14 protein-coding genes and 1 tRNA gene are annotated in these 14,917 nt (G+C 63.3%); 7 read left to right on the top strand and 8 right to left on the bottom strand.

All coding sequences use genetic code 11. The features are described from left to right. Positions 1-149 precede the first annotated feature (149 nt). From BRAS3843_RS21270 to BRAS3843_RS21260, 3 genes are all read left to right on the top strand, one after another. Positions 150-3,242 (top strand): EAL domain-containing protein, encoded by a 3,093-nt coding sequence (locus BRAS3843_RS21270; RefSeq protein ID WP_008971100.1) that lies wholly within the window; start codon positions 150-152, stop codon positions 3,240-3,242. Positions 3,243-3,384: 142 nt separating this feature from the next. Beyond that, the gene (locus BRAS3843_RS21265; protein ID WP_008971099.1) at positions 3,385-3,789 is read left to right on the top strand and encodes a YccF domain-containing protein; all 405 of its coding nucleotides are present in this window, start codon (positions 3,385-3,387) and stop codon (positions 3,787-3,789) included. A gap of 181 nt (positions 3,790-3,970) precedes the next feature. After that, positions 3,971-4,047 (top strand) — tRNA-Arg (locus BRAS3843_RS21260). 74 nt (positions 4,048-4,121) lie between these two features. On the opposite strand, the gene BRAS3843_RS21255 is transcribed toward BRAS3843_RS21260, so the two are convergent. From BRAS3843_RS21255 to BRAS3843_RS21220, 7 genes are all read right to left on the bottom strand, one after another. Then, entirely contained in the window at positions 4,122-4,826 is a 705-nt protein-coding gene (locus BRAS3843_RS21255; RefSeq protein ID WP_139024940.1) for an N-acetyltransferase, read from the bottom strand. A 357-nt stretch (positions 4,827-5,183) separates the two neighbouring features. Continuing rightward, positions 5,184-5,957 carry a BA14K family protein gene (locus BRAS3843_RS21245; protein ID WP_008971096.1) on the bottom strand — a complete coding sequence of 258 codons (774 nt, stop codon included), beginning with the start codon at positions 5,955-5,957 and terminating at the stop codon, positions 5,184-5,186. Between the two features lie 1,052 nt (positions 5,958-7,009). Then, on the bottom strand, positions 7,010-8,356 hold the full coding sequence (locus BRAS3843_RS21240) for a methyltransferase domain-containing protein (protein WP_008971094.1): 1,347 nt from the start codon (positions 8,354-8,356) through the stop codon (positions 7,010-7,012). Positions 8,357-8,546: 190 nt separating this feature from the next. Continuing rightward, positions 8,547-9,026: an SRPBCC domain-containing protein gene (locus BRAS3843_RS21235; protein WP_008971092.1), complete on the bottom strand. Its 480-nt coding sequence runs from the start codon at positions 9,024-9,026 to the stop codon at positions 8,547-8,549. Next, entirely contained in the window at positions 9,023-9,352 is a 330-nt protein-coding gene (locus tag BRAS3843_RS21230; protein ID WP_008971091.1) for a metalloregulator ArsR/SmtB family transcription factor, read from the bottom strand. Before BRAS3843_RS21230 ends, BRAS3843_RS21235 begins: the two co-directional genes overlap by 4 nt. Then, a complete protein-coding gene (locus tag BRAS3843_RS21225; RefSeq protein ID WP_008971090.1) occupies positions 9,349-9,819 on the bottom strand; it encodes a VOC family protein in 471 nt (156 codons plus the stop codon). Before BRAS3843_RS21225 ends, BRAS3843_RS21230 begins: the two co-directional genes overlap by 4 nt. A 328-nt stretch (positions 9,820-10,147) precedes the next feature. Continuing rightward, complete coding sequence (locus BRAS3843_RS21220; protein WP_008971089.1) at positions 10,148-10,399, bottom strand: hypothetical protein; 252 nt, start codon at positions 10,397-10,399, stop codon at positions 10,148-10,150. Between the two features lie 289 nt (positions 10,400-10,688). Here BRAS3843_RS21220 and BRAS3843_RS21215 point away from each other — a divergent pair, with 289 nt between their 5' ends. Continuing rightward, entirely contained in the window at positions 10,689-11,534 is an 846-nt protein-coding gene (locus BRAS3843_RS21215) for an alpha/beta hydrolase (protein WP_008971088.1), read from the top strand. Positions 11,535-11,548: 14 nt separating this feature from the next. Here BRAS3843_RS21215 and BRAS3843_RS21210 read toward each other — a convergent pair whose 3' ends face one another. Further along, positions 11,549-11,968, bottom strand: coding sequence for an ACT domain-containing protein (locus BRAS3843_RS21210; RefSeq protein WP_035982387.1), 420 nt, complete (start codon positions 11,966-11,968; stop codon positions 11,549-11,551). 332 nt (positions 11,969-12,300) lie between these two features. On the opposite strand from BRAS3843_RS21210, the gene BRAS3843_RS21205 reads away from it, so the two are divergent. The 3 genes from BRAS3843_RS21205 (at position 12,301) to BRAS3843_RS21195 (ending at position 14,902) form a co-directional block, all read left to right on the top strand. Next, positions 12,301-12,474, top strand: a complete 174-nt coding sequence (locus BRAS3843_RS21205; RefSeq protein WP_244425434.1) for a DUF1127 domain-containing protein — start codon at positions 12,301-12,303, stop codon at positions 12,472-12,474. A 309-nt stretch (positions 12,475-12,783) separates the two neighbouring features. Then, complete coding sequence (locus BRAS3843_RS21200; RefSeq protein ID WP_008971085.1) at positions 12,784-12,987, top strand: hypothetical protein; 204 nt, start codon at positions 12,784-12,786, stop codon at positions 12,985-12,987. 325 nt (positions 12,988-13,312) lie between these two features. Then, positions 13,313-14,902 (top strand): ATP-binding protein, encoded by a 1,590-nt coding sequence (locus tag BRAS3843_RS21195; protein WP_008971083.1) that lies wholly within the window; start codon positions 13,313-13,315, stop codon positions 14,900-14,902. The last annotated feature ends 15 nt before the right edge of the window (positions 14,903-14,917 follow it).

Raw genomic sequence — 14,917 nt, 5'->3', positions numbered from 1 at the left:
GTGCAGGAACAATATCCGGCCGATGGAACCGCGCTCCCTTTTTCTGCACCACGCTTAACAGCTGGGTAACCGCCTTTCCTAACCTTCGCGCCATCTGTCCCGCGTATTTATTGGGCAAGCGGAAGAGAAAAGCGCGGACATCAATCTGCATGCCTCCCGGCCTCGACCTGTCCGGGCCCATCGCGGCCCCCTCGGATTCCAGCGACCTGCCGCGTCAGCGAGACCCGGTGCTCTGGCTGATCATCTGCGGCTGCCTGCTGATCGGCGCCATCATGATCGGCACCATCATGATGGCCAACGGCTTCCGCGCCCGCGCGTTGGACAATGGCGCGCGCGAGCTCGAAAACACCGTGCTGCTGCTGACGCGGCATTTCGACCAGCAGTTCAAGGATGCCGAGACCGTGGTGCGCGACGTCATCCGCCGCATGCACCCGTCCGACATCGCCACGCCCGAGGCATTCCGCGCCCGGATGTCGGGCAGCGCGATCCGCGAGCTGCTGCAGTCCGAGGGGAACGGGCTGTCCTATATGGGCGATCTGACCGTGGTCGACGCCGATGGCAACATCATCAACTGGTCAGGCCCGGCACCGTTGCCGTCGGTCAACCTGTCGGAGCGCAACTATTTCAAGACGCTCAAGACCAATCCGCCGCCCGATCAGGTCGTGATCGAGGCGCTGCGGAGCTATGTGACCGGGCGCTGGAGCGTGCTGGTGGCGCATCGGCTCAACGGCGCGGATGGCGTTTTCCTCGGCCTCGTATCCCGCCGCATCGATCCTGAGACCTACGAGAGCTACCTGCAGTCGATGGCGCTCGGCCGTGGCGCGGCGATCACCCTGCTGCACGACGACGGCACGCTACTGGTCCGCCATCCCCACGTCGACGGCGTGGTGGGACGCAAAATCCCCGACTCGCAATTGCTCGCGCCCGTGCTCGAGCATGGCCGGCATACGACACAGATGATCAGCCCGATCGACAATATCGAACGGCTCGGCGCCGGTGCGCGGATCGCCGGGCTGCCGCTTGTCATGATCGCGACCAGACCCGTCGTCGACGTGCTGGCGGATTGGCGCTCGCAGGCCGTGCTGCTGGCCGCCGCTGCGGCACTGACCGCCTGCGTGATTGCGGCGATGTTCGCGCTGATCATCCGTCAGATCGGCCGGCACAACGGCGAGGCCAAGCGCCGGCTGGAGCGGGAGAAGCAGCGCGTCGATACCGCGCTCAACAACATGACCCAGGGTCTCGTCCTGTGGGACGCAGAGGCACGGCTGGTGATGCATAACCAGCGTCTCCTCGATCTGCTGAACATGTCTGAGACCGATCTGCCGCTCGGCATTGAGTTCCGCGCGCTGGTTGAGCTCGCCACGCAACGCGGCCTGTTGAAGCTCGACGTCGATCAATTCTGCCCCCAGGTCATGCAAAACATCGGCGGCGGCAGTACGGCTCAGACCGTGCTGGAAACAACCGACGGCCGCTTCTATCACGTGATCGACAAGCCCTTGGCGCGCGGCGGATGGGTCACCACCATCGAGGACATCAGCGAGCACCGCCGGCTGGAGCAGGAGCGCGACCGCAATCACGCCTTCCTGCGCGAGATCATCGACCACATCCCGTCGCAGATCACGGTGAAGGACGTTCGCGATCGCCGTTATGTGCTGATCAATCGCGTCGCCGAGCAGCATTTCCTGCGCACGCGCGACGGCATCATCGGCAAGACGGTGTTCGACCTGTTTCCCGAAACGGCGGCGGAACAGGTGACGATCGACGACGATCGCGCGCTCGCGCGCCCGGATGGCCTGTTCATCGATGAACATCCCACGCAAAGCCTGGCATTAGGTCTGCGCTACGTCACCTCGCGCCGCATCGCGATCCGCGACGCGGCGAACGCACCGCGCTACCTGATCCATGTGGTCGAGGACGTCACCGAGCGCCGCCAGGCCGACGAGACCATCGCACATCTGGCGCATTTCGACGCGCTGACCGACCTGCCGAACCGCGTCCTGTTCCAGGAGCGGATCGAGCAGGAGCTCGAGCAGGCCCGGCGCGGCGAGCCGTTCGCGCTGCTCTATATCGATATCGACGAATTCAAGGGCATCAACGACTCGCTTGGCCATCACGTCGGCGACGAGCTCTTGAAGACGGTTGCCGAACGGATCACGAGCTGTGTCGCTTCCGGCGACCTAGTAGCGCGGCTCGGCGGCGACGAATTCGCGGTGCTGCTGACCACGATCGAGGACCGCGACGATGTCCTGGACGTGGTCAGGCGGATCTACGAGGCCGTCCGACGGCCGGCGCACTGCCTTGGCCATCAGCTGTCGACCGATGCCAGCATCGGCATTGCGCTCGCGCCACGTGACGGCACCGACCGCGATCAACTGACCAAGAATGCGGATCTCGCGATGTACGCGGCCAAGGCCGACGGACGGCGCACCTTCCGGTTCTTCGAGCCGGCCATGGACGAAAGCGCGCGTGCCAAATTGCAGCTGGAGCAGGACCTGCGCCGGGCGCTCGCCGAAAACCAGTTCGAACTGCACTATCAGCCATTGGTCGACCTCAGCGACAACAGGATGACCGGCTGCGAGGCGCTGCTGCGCTGGCGTCATCCGCAGCGCGGCATGGTTTCCCCGCTCGACTTCATCCCGCTCGCCGAGGATACCGGGCTGATCGACGAAATCGGCGACTGGGTGCTGCGCACCGCGTGTGCGGAGGCCGCCAGCTGGCCCTCCGATATCCGCATCGCCGTCAACGTCTCGCCCGTGCAGCTGAAATCGCAGAGCCTCGCGCTGCGCGTCACCGGCGCGCTCGCGGCCTCGGGACTCGCGGCCCATCGGCTCGAGATCGAGATCACCGAGGCCGTGCTGATCCGCGACGACGAAACCGCGCTTGAAATCCTGCATCAGTTGCGCGCGATCGGCGTGCGCATTGCGCTCGACGATTTCGGCACCGGCTATTCATCGCTGAGCTATCTGAAGCGGTTCCCGTTCGACAAGATCAAGATCGACCGCTGCTTCGTCAACGATCTTGGTGTCGGCGGCTCCTCGGCCATCGTGCAGGCTGTGGTCGGTATCGCCGCGGCCAGCAACATGACGACGACCGCCGAGGGCGTGGAGACCGGCCAGCAGCAGGCGCTGTTGCGCCAGCTCGGCTGCACCGAGATGCAGGGCTTTCTGTTCAGCGCGCCCAGGCCGTCGGCCGAGCTCCGCAAGCTGTTCGAACCGCAGGACGACATCAGGGCGGTGGGCTGAGACCCCGCCGGCCCCGCATTCCGGCATCTGCGCGAATCCCGCGACGATCGCGGCGGCCGGTTGCCGCCTAGGCTCAGGCCCTGCGCCGGGCTATAATGCGGGCGCCCGTTCAGGTCAGTGCGCCCCATCAGTCAGGTGATCCATGCAGCCCATGTCCCTTCTCCTGAACCTCCTGTGGATCCTGTGCGGTGGCGCCTATATGGCGTTCGGCTGGCTGATCGCGGCCGTGGTGATGGCGATCACCATCATCGGCCTGCCCTGGGCCCGTGCCGCCTTCAACATTGCGATCTATACTCTGCTGCCGTTCGGCTCCCGCGCCGTGCGGCGCAGCGAATTGACCGGTGAGGAAGACGTCGGCACCGGTCCTCTGGGACTGATCGGCAACATCATCTGGTTCGTGCTGGCGGGCTGGTGGCTGGCGCTGGGCCATCTGATCACCGCGGTGGTGCTGGCGATCACCATCATCGGCATCCCGTTCGCATGGGCCCATCTGAAGCTTGCCGGCATCGCACTGTGGCCGATCGGCAAGACCATCGTGCCGGCGTAACGGACAAGCGGTCTGCCGCTGCCGCCGGAGCTAGCCCGCGCCCGCCGGAGGCAGGCCCGGAGCGACGGAACAACCCGCGCGGACCGATATCCAGCGCGCCCTTTGGGGCAAACCCGGCTGGTCAGGCCGCCCGCCAAGCCCGTTGCCGATCTCGCGCCAATCAGCTAAAGGGACGGCTGCTGCACCCGTAGCTCAGCTGGATAGAGCGTTGCCCTCCGAAGGCAAAGGTCACACGTTCGAATCGTGTCGGGTGCGCCATATTTCCGTCCCGATGCATGCCGTGCCTTCGCTCAAAGCCCGGCCCCTGAGCTCCGGATCGGGTTTCCCGCATTTCACTGTCTCGTTTCCGCAGGGTCCGACGTTCGCAATGATTTGCGGAGCGTAATCAGGGTGAGGTCATCTCGCAGCGGCACGCCGACACTCGGGTCATCGTAAGGGAAAGGCTCGATGTCTCCGGTTCGTTCATAGCCTCGTCGTTCATACCAGGCGATCAGGCTGTCCCGGACGTCGATGACGGAAATCTTGACGGAACGTGCGCCGCGTTCAGCCAGGAACGCTTCGGCGGCCGTCATGATCGATTTGCCGAGGCCGCCGGTCTGAAAGGCCGGACCGACCGCCAGCATCGACAGGTACCATTGGTGGTCTTCCATTGGGCGAACCGCGACGCATCCTTGGATCTGTTTAGGGGCCTGATCTCGCGCGAGCAGGACCGTCGCCTGTCCATTTTCGATCATCTCAGCGACAACGGCTCGGTTGACGCGAGGCCCCTCAATCAGACCGGCTTCCGTCGTCCATCCACCGGACGAGGCGCCGCGATAGGCCTGATTGACGAGATCAACGATGCTGTCGGCATCGTCGTGAGCCGCAATTGTCAGTCGCATCTCATTTCCTTGACCAAGATTTCGAGAGAACGTGGCGTCCAGGGCACCATACAGCGAGGGCGGTGCACGGGCCAGGAGCGGCGGTCCGCACTGAGCGCGCCGGCCATGACACCGCTGTCCCCCGAATAGGCTAACCGAAGACACGTTGCTATTCACGGGCCACCATCATCCGAGTTGCCCATCTTCATCGGCTGTGGTGCGCCAGCAATTCAATAGATTGCGCGTCGGGAAGAGCGCGTGACATCACTCATCGACAAACAGCCTGGAGCACGGACTCGGCGGTCGCCTCGTCCGCGGCACTATCACGTATGGCTATGGCCATCATCGCTGCTGCGTTATTACTCGTGAGCCTTTCGAGGGGAATGATCCCCGGGAGCACGGACCAGCTCCCCGGGGGTTGGGTCCGATACGGCCGCCCGAGTTGCCGCTCGACAGCCGACAAATAGTCGACGTCTTTGCGCACGGGCCTACTGATAAATCCCAGAGATCCTGCGAGGCTTGGGCCCCCCTCCGCTAACGACAGGGTCGTCGTCGACCGTTGAGAGCCGTGTAGGTCCCAGACGCCGGATCGTACGAGCGGAATTGCATGCAACCGGGCGGGCCGATGAGCGGGACGCTCTCGGTTTGCTTGGACGCCTTCTGCTCTGAACCAGCGGGTTTGGTCGCGGCGGTAGTCTGGTCGTCTGATTGGGAAGTGACGTCCTTTTTGGACGGTTCTGCGGATTCGTTATGGGCGACCTTGAGACCCTCCAGGTCTTTTTCGAGGCGATCTAAACGTGCCGCAAGTGCGTCAACCTGTTCCCTCAATACGTCTCTTCCGCCGTCTTCTCCTGAGGAACGGATGGCGTGTCCTGCATTTTCCTGTGCCGCTGGCGCCGGCTCGGGCTTTGGCTGCGAGCTGACTGAGGTCACTGGTGGCCGGTCGCTCCCGGGCGACTTGTTGGCCCACAGGAACCAGCCAGCTGCGAGGGCGCCAAAAAGGATGACCAACAGCCACGCTATGATTTGGCGCCCCCGCGCGGCCCCGTTCGGCGCAGCAACGGGATCTGCCGGGTCTGCTTGCGGGGACTGAGCAACAGGATCTGCCGGCTCTGCTTGCGGGGTGGCATCGGTCGCAATCTTGGCGGTCGTTGCTCTGGTTTTCTCGAGCTCCAAGGCGAGAGCGTTCAGGTGCTCCCCCACGCGGATGAACACGTCGCGTTTCCCATCGGGAGCGAGACGGCCCAACATGAGGCACTCTGCCGCATCTGAGCGGATCTTGTCCAACTGCGCCTGAAGGCCCGTCATGGAACCTCAACTCGAACTGTGCGTATGGAATTGTAGCATCTCACTGTACTGAAACCCAACCTACTGGATTGATTTGAGTTCGTTCCTCAGAACCTCGGAGCACATTTTCCAGCCCCACAAGTGCTTGGTCAGATCGAGAAATCCCTGACGACATTCGGGACCGGTGCGCTTCGAACGTTAGATGAACGCGAGCGCCCCTCGAGCAGCCGGCGCAGGGATGCGGGCGAAGGCGACTTTATCAGTCGGCTAGCGGCGGACAGCGATAATTGCGAGATGTTCGCCGGAGTCGCCCTTTTTGGACTTCGGTCCTCATGTGGGTTTATCTGGCCGGCCGGATGTGTCCCCATTCAGATAGCCGTCTTGATGCTTCCATCCCGCAATCGCCTACGGCTTCTTGACCCAGCTAGTCTCATCAAACGGAGGCGACCTGAGTGCGCTGGACTCGCGGCGAAGACGGAGGAATGCCTCTGGCTGGCCGCTTGGCGGATACGCCTACTCGCCCGAGACAGACATGGGCTTGCTGAAAGCCGAGAATCGCTGCTCACCCGAAGCGGAAAATAGTAGGGTTAAAAAAAGCCGGAGCTCAGATCTATCCCATAGGTCAGCGCCAGCATCAATACGAACAATATAGCGGCGCAGCACAGCACCAGATGTCTGAGCAAATCGTGTTTTGTACCATAAGACGACTCAGAAAACGCTCGCGATAGAACTCTGACCATACTCGTCATCTACGACCTTTACCTCACGCGTCCTGACGTAGGTCAAGATGAGAAGCAGAAAGGTTCATCTCAGCAAGGGCGTTGCTGTATCGGCGGTTTCTTCCGGAGTGGCGATCTAACGCTTAGTTGTCCCAATATCGCTCGTCGCAGTTGCATTGAGACAGGTGGGCGCCCCTTCCGGCTTTGGGATCAGGTATTTGTTGCACTAATTTAGGTCGTCTCCAGAAGCGCCGGCATTCTGTGGTAGACGCCGGATGCGATCAACTTCGGTGCAGCTCCGGTGCACCGAACCAATTTCCGGCTGTACGCCCGTACTGTCTACGATGAGTTGAGCTAACTGCCCGAGCGCAGCGCGACAACGATACCGGGAATGGCTACTTTGCGAGCGTATTCGTGCACCTCACGCCGTAGCACTTCCACGCTCAATCCGCAGGCCGCGGCGGTCCGCGCGACATACGCGGCGCCATGCCGGAAGCAGCCGCCTTGCGCAAGGCCGTTCAGCGTTCCGATCGCAACCGCGTCTTCATCATCGTCATTCGGAAACACCGTGAAGACGAACACACCGCCGGGGCGCAGGCACTGCCGCGCGGCGGCGAAGACGGCATTCAATTCGCCGAAATGGACCAGCGTGGCCGCGCTCGCGATCACGTCGCAGCTGCTGGGGTGCCGGGTCATGTAGTTCAGCAGGTCGCCGCCGTGCAGCTCATCATAGCAGTTCTTCTCCCGGGCTTGCGCCAGCATTGCATCCGACATGTCGATGCCGATCAGGCGCTGCGCGCGCGGCCGCAGCAGCTCGCCGACGAGGCCGGTCCCGCAACCCGCATCAATGACCGTGCCGAGTGAATGCGGGTTGCACTCCACCACGACTGCCGCCACAAGCTGGTGTCCGCGATAGCTGTTGTCGACTGCCGCGCCCTTGTCCCACCCATCCGCACGCGAATTGTAGAGGTGCACGATCTGCTGGTCCGTGGCGCGCGCCGGCAAGGCGCCCCCGACCGCGGCGAGTAGCATCGCGATCTCGTCCCTGTCCTGCGGATGCGCGGCGAGATGTCGCTCGAAGCATAGCCTTGCGCCGTCCTGACAGCCGACGCGGGCCAGCAGGATGCCGAAGGTCTTGTGCGGGAAGCCGGGCGCGGTGTCGGCTTGGGCGAGCACTTGCGCGTGCTGGTAGGCCTCGGCGATCCTGCCCTGCTCGACCAGCGCAAGGCCAAGATTGATCCGGGCGCCGAAATGGCGTGGATCGATCTGCAGCGCCCGCAGATATTGCTGTTCGGCCTCGGCATGTTCGGCGAGTTGCCCGAGACTGAAAGCGAGCGTGGAGTGTGCATCGGCGCTTGACGGATCGAGCGCCGCGGCCCGCCGATGGAATGGTAACGCCTCGGAGAAGCGATTGAGCTCGGACAACGCCATGGCGAGATTATACGCGACCACGGCAACGTTCGGATTGATCTGGAACGCGAGAGAGAAATGCCCGACGGCTTCGGCCGTGCGCCCGGTATGGCGCAGGATGTGGCCGAGATTGTTGTGCGCCTCGTAGCACCGCGGATCGAGTGCGATCGCCTCCCGGTTCATCTCTTCCGCACGCTTCATGCGGCCCGCGCGCATATGGGCGTCCGCAACGCAGACCAGACTGAGCGGATCCTTCCGTTTCGCCAAGGCCCGGCGATGGTTGCGGTTCATGCGGTCGCTCCCCAAGCGTCCGGACTGTGACCGAACAGGGTTAACAAATGACAAACCCGTCGTAGCGCGGCGGCGTCCAGCACTGTGGTTCCACGGTACGTGAGGCGCACGCAATGATCCCTTATTGCAATGCGGGTCATTGCGAGACCCCGAACGAAATGCGTCCGCCGGTGCAATCGACGCTCACCTGCTACGCGCCGTCTGCGCGTACCCTGGTCTCGACGGCGGTCAGCAGCACGCGCCAATGCTCGGCCAGCCGCCGCTGGAACAGCATGAGATCGAAGCCGTGGCGCGCGACGTGGTCCTTCGGGATGCCGTCCCAGCCGCGATGCTCGACCGTCACGCGCGTCTGCGCACCGACCGCCTCGAAGCGCACCTCAAGCTGCGTCGACTGGCCGGGCGCGAACGTCGCCTGCCGCCAGGTGAGCGCGAGCCTTTCGCCCGGCTTCCAAACCGTGATGCGGCCGACTTCGAATTCTTTTCCATTCGCGAGCATCGCCACCAGCCGCCCGCCTTCGCCAGGTTCGAAACGAAGCTGGCCGCCGCCGCGCGGCGTCAGCGCAAACAACGGGTTCGGGCGCCACCATTCGGCGATTTGCTCGGTGAAGAGCTCGAATGCACGCAAAGGCGTCGCATCGACCCGGATCGATACGATCACCGCGGCGCTCATTTGCGCTGTCTTTCGACATGCGCCTTGAAGCTCGACAGCTGCGCCGACCACATGGCTTCGGTTTGAGCGAGCCAGCGCTTCAACTCCGCCATCGCGCCATCCTTCAGCGCATAGATGCGAACGCGCGCATCGAACTCCGGATGCGTTTCCTCGACCAGGCCGCTTCGCTTCAGCTCGCGCAAATGCCGGCTCATGGCGGGCGCCGGCAGGCCGAGCGCATCGGCGAGTTCGCCGGCGCGATGCGGTCGGCGGCGCAACAATTCGATCGTCTGCCGCCGATGCGGATCGGCGAGCGCCGCCAGCGTCTTGTCGATGCGCGCGGTCAATCGAGCCGCTTCTTGGTGATGAGACCGCTCGCGCGATCCCACTCGTCGGGCGTCATTTTGGTCTTGGTGACACCGAACGTCCAGATATGGCCTTCCGGGTCGCGGGCGCGATAGGTGCGATCGCCGTAGAATTGAGTGTCGGGCTCCTGGAGGATCTCCGCACCCGCCTGGCGCGCACGCTCGCAATGCGCATCGACGTCCTCGCCTTCCGCGAGCTGCACATGGACGGTCTGCGTGTTGTTGCCACCGATCGATTTCGGGCTCTTGTGAGCGGCACTCCATTCGTTGCCGACCATGAGCACGGAATGCCCGAAGCTCATCTCGGAATGGGCGAGGTTGCCGTCCGCATCGAGAATGACGAACAGGGGCTCGAAGCCAAAGGCCGCCTCAAGCCAACGAAAGGCTCCCTTGGCATCCTGATAGCAGACCGCGCTTGACAGGCCTTTAAGCCGATAGGGATCACTCATTCTGGTCTCCCCGATAGATCAGTCATGCAGTTTCTGAGTTTTAGAATATTTGGCGAATTTTGCAATTAAATTTTCAACGCGTCGGGGATTGCGCAGCAGCAATCGCTAGGGTTGGTCGACCAAATACCCGGAACATCGCGTGGGGCTCCACGCAATCGGGAACAACGGATTCGGGGGGACTGCGCGCGGTGTCGACTGCCGGGTCACGGCCGCATCGCAAACATTGGAGCTCAGTTTCGCCGGCCGTGGCGCGGCTCGTTCGAATTCGATCTGCCTGCATTCCAGCTGGGAGGAGAGCCCGCCAGAGGGTACTGGCGGGCCTTGCTGTTCAGCGGCTACGGTTCGTGTTCGCGCCGGTTGTCTGCCCCGGTGCATATCCGGACGCACCGTGGTGGCCGGCTTTCGAACCTTTCGCTTGCATCTCGCGTCCCGGTGCGTAGCCCGAAGCGCCCGAATAGCCCTTCTTGGAGCCCTTCACCTGCATTTCATGCCCAGGCGTCTTGGACGCGGTCGCGGCGCTCGCAGCCTGCGTCGCGGAAAGCAGAGCGACGGCGGACAAAGCGACGATCACTTTCTTCATGGCAGTCCTCCTCCTGTTGCCCCGTTGACCAACCGATTGAAAAAGCTGGCGTTCCATGAACATCGGTTCATCGGAGGCGGCATGGCGCCGAGCGCGAAGCAGCGCTGAGCGACAGGTGCACTGCACTGTCCGTTCTCAGCTTGCGAATGCGAAATACGCTTCGTCCATGCGGATTGGAGCTCCTGGCAATTCGAGAGCCGCACAGAAATCGATCGGGATGGCCGTTCACTTCCGCGACACATGGGTGCACTATCACGCCATTGCACCTTGAGGTTATTGGGAGCGAAACATGTCCTACGGTTTCACGACGCGATTTGCACGATACGCTTTGAGCTTCAGTGTCTGCCTGCTCGCTGTCTGCGGCGCGTCCCAGGCAGCGCGCGCTGCAGACGCCGAAGCGGTGACGATCGATACCACCTTCATCGTCAAGACCCCGCCGGTGCGGCTCGACCGGCCGGCGCGGCAGGCGCGCGCCAGCGTCATCCTGCTGACGGGCGGCAACGGCCTGCTCAGCCTCGATTCGACCGGCACCATCATCGATTCCACCGGCAATTTCCTGATCCGCTCCGCTGATCTGTTCTTGCGCGACGGCCTCAACGTCATGATGGCCGATGCCACGCCCGCCCACCCGGCGGGCCTCACCCAGGCCAACCGCCTGAGCGCGGCGCATGCCGCCGAACTGCAGGGCTTCATCAACGCCGCCATCACGCGCTGGGGCAAGCCGGTCTGGGTCGTCGGCACCAGCAATGGCAGCATTTCAGCGGTGACGGCGGCGGGCTTCCAGCCGGCCTTGTCGGGCCTCACCGGCGTGGTCCTGACATCGTCCGTCACCCAGCTGGCGGCGGCCAATCAGCCGACCTTCAACCTCTATGCCTCGCGCATCACCGTGCCGACGCTGGTCGTCTGGCATGAGAATGACCACTGCACCATCAGCCCGCCAGCGGGCTCAGCGGCTTTGTTTGCACTCATCCCGGCCGCGCGCAAGGAAAGCCGCAGCTTCACCCACGGTCACTCGGTAGCCACCGATCCCTGCGGCGCGTTCTCGGAGCACGGCTATGCCGGCATCGAAGAGCCCGTGGTCGAGCGCATTGCCGACTTCATTCGCGGTGACCATGACGATTGGGCGCACCGGTAAACGGGCGCCATAGGTCATCGCGCCGAAGTACGCGGCTCCGGCGCGGACATGCTGTTGAGGATGCGCAGCGCGTCCCCGGCGCGCTGATCCGGCACGAACAGATGATCGTGGTAGAAGGCCGAGACCGCATTGACGCTGATGCCGGCCTCGGCCAGTCGCGCCGTGATCGCTGCGAGAAAACCCACCGCGTTCAGCGACGAATGGACCGTCAACGTGATCAGCCGTGACGCAAATTGAGAGCTGAGCCCCGCTCTCTCCGCCTGTTCGCGCCGCATCACCAGCGTTGTCCCCTCCCGTTCGCGGAACATCAGCAGCGGATGGATCGCAGCCGGGATCTCTCCGTCATGCGCGATCGTGCAGAAGACGAAAACGCCCTCCTGCATCTCCGGCTTTATGTCCCGCAGGAGCGCCTTGAGATCGCGTTCACCAGCCACAGCTGCTCCTTTCAGGACTTCCGATCCCACCTGATGCAGACTTGCCGCTTTGAGCCACCCGTGGCTGGACGCGGCGATCGCGAGCACGAATTGGAGGCTCCAAGGCGCACGTCCCTTCACGCGCGCCGCACGCCGAAGTGATGCGTCTCAAGATTCTCTCAAGGAAAGCTCCAAGCGTCCAGTGCGGGCGCACGGCATACTACGCGTGGATTTGAACCACGGTAGTCAGCGTAAGCATGTTGAACATTTCTTATCGGATGCCGAGACGGCTTTTTGCAGGTCATGGTTCGATCGCATCATTGGTGCGCCGGCTGTTGAAGGCAGTCAACAGCCTGATTGCTGCGGGCATTGCGCAACGCGAATACGAACTCAATCTGATCATCCTCGAAGGGCTTTCAGACCGTGAGCTGTCGGACATGGGGCTCACACGAAGCCAGATTCAGGGCGGCTTGAAAGACGCTGCCAGGGACCGCGCACGTCTTCAGAGGGAGCGTTTGGGAATATAAGCCCCGCTCGACATCGCGCCTGACTGCGCCCTCTCATCGCGAGACCATTGGGGCTCCGGCCGTCAAACGCAACCGCGGCGACCGATCGCGCGTACGGCGCTGGCATCCATCGCCCGAAGGGCCGCTCACCTGGCCTGCGACCGGCGCAGCGAGGAGAACGCGTCCTCGATTGCATCGAAATGCGAAACAGTCCGTCAAAGGAAAGCTGGATTATCCCGCCGGCGCAACCGGCCTATCTAAGTGACACAGCGGAGCCATCTGCTGCCGCCTGCGAGACACCACACTGACATCCATCCCGCGAGTTGTCCGATGTCAAAGCTGATCGCCATCGTCGCATCCGTGAAGGCGGTTGCTTTTCTTGCTGCCATCGGCGTCGCCCGGGGAGAGATGCTCCCCGTCATTCTGATCTCGGCCCTGTTCAATCTCACCCAGATCGGACGCGGGCCGGCGGGTCTGATTCCGGCACGGGAGACTTTGGTGGTTCGCCGAGGACTGAGCGATCAGTCCAACTGAGAGGGCACATCGATCATGACATTTTCGACGCGCCTGGCTTCTCGGGCGAAGTGATCGGCTGCACGGGCAGCCTGACTGATCCCGATACCACTTTTATTAGATACCACACCTGTTATATGTCAGCCGCGCAAGTGGCCTCGGTCCTTGCAGCGCCTGCGGCCGGCGGTCGCAGCCAAGCTATCCACGGTGCGCCAACACCTTTGAATGCTCCTGCAACTAACAGGCGCTTGTGCCCACCATCGAAATTTGAATGATTAGGTTCCCGGGGATCTGATCGGACCGCGACGCGAGGCGTGCCGATCGGTGGCTTTGGGGACTTCCGGACATGTTGACGCTCAGCCCGCATGGCGAATGCCTGCTGTGGAGGCCGGAATTGATCTGGCTGAACGCCGTCTCCGACCTCCTGACGTCCACAGCCTTCTTCGCCATTGCCTTCGTACTGGCCTTCTTCGTCTGGCGCCGCCGTGACATTCAGTTCAGCGCCATCTTCTGGGCCTTCGCGGTCTTCGTGACGGTGTGCGGCATCGCGCGCCTGCTCGAGGTCTACACCATCTGGGTGCCGGCCTACGACCTCGAAGCTGCGACCAAGGGCTTCCTGGCTTTCATGTCGGTCGGAATCGCCGCAGCGCTGCTGTTGCTGCTGCCGCGCATCCTGGTGCTGCCGTCGCGCGCCCAGCTGCGGAAGGCCTATGCGCAGCTCGAGGAGGAAATGCAGCAGCGTCGCACCGCCGAAGCCATGATCCGACGCTTCCAGGAGATCGAAGCGACCGAGGCCCAGGTGCGCCAGGCGCAGAAGATGGAAGCGGTCGGCCAGCTCACCGGCGGCGTGGCGCACGACTTCAACAACATCCTGACGGTGATCACCGGCACCATCGAGATCCTCGCCGATGCCGTGAAGGACCGTCCACATCTCCTGCAGATCACCAACCTGATCAGCTCCGCCGCCGCGCGCGGCGCCGATCTCACCCGCCATCTGCTGGCGTTCGCCCGCCGCCAGCCGCTGCAACCGCGCAGCGTCGACATCAACGGTCTCGTCGTCGATACCGCGCGCCTGTTGCGGCGGACGCTGGGCGAGCAGATCGAAATCGAGTCGATGCTGGCGGACGATATCCTGCCGGCGATGATCGATCCGAGCCAGCTCTCGACCGCGATCCTCAATCTCGCCGTCAACGCGCGCGACGCGATGCCTGGCGGCGGCAAGCTGACCTTGGAGACCAGGAACGTCGTGCTCGACGACGACTACGTCCGCATGAATCCGGAAGTCGCGGCCGGCAGCTACGTCATGATCGCGGTGAGCGACACCGGCGAAGGCATCCCTGCCAACCTGCTCGACAAGGTGTTCGAGCCCTTCTTCACCACCAAGGATGTCGGCAAGGGCGTGGGCCTTGGCCTGAGCATGGTGTACGGCTTCGTCAAGCAGTCCAACGGCCACATCAAGATCTACAGCGAGCCGGGACATGGCACCACGGTCAAGCTCTACCTGCCGCAAGCCAGCGCCGATGTCACCGAGCTGGCCGCGGGCCCCGCAATCACGACCATCGCGCACGGCGACGAAACGGTCCTGATCGTCGAGGACGATGCACTGGTCCGCGACTACGTCGTGGCTCAGATCAAGCGGCTCGGCTACACCACGCTCGCGGCGAGCAAGGCCGACGAGGCTTTGGCCTTGATCGACGGCCCCGTCCGCATCGACCTCCTGTTCACCGACATCATCATGCCCGGAGGCCTGAATGGCCGTCAGCTCGCGATCGAAGCGCTGAAGCGGCGTCCCGGGCTGAAGGTTCTCTACACGTCCGGCTACACCGAGAACGCGATCGTCCATCATGGACGGCTCGATGCCGGCGTGCTGCTGCTGACCAAGCCCTATGTCAGTGCCGATCTCGCCCGCATGCTCCGGATGGCGCTCGCGTCCTGACCGCTTTCAACGCGG

It is taken from the genome of Bradyrhizobium sp. STM 3843 (assembly GCF_000239815.1).
Taxonomy (GTDB): domain Bacteria; phylum Pseudomonadota; class Alphaproteobacteria; order Rhizobiales; family Xanthobacteraceae; genus Bradyrhizobium.
Note: the sequence above shows the minus strand (reverse complement) of the source record. Positions and strands in the feature narration are given on the sequence as shown.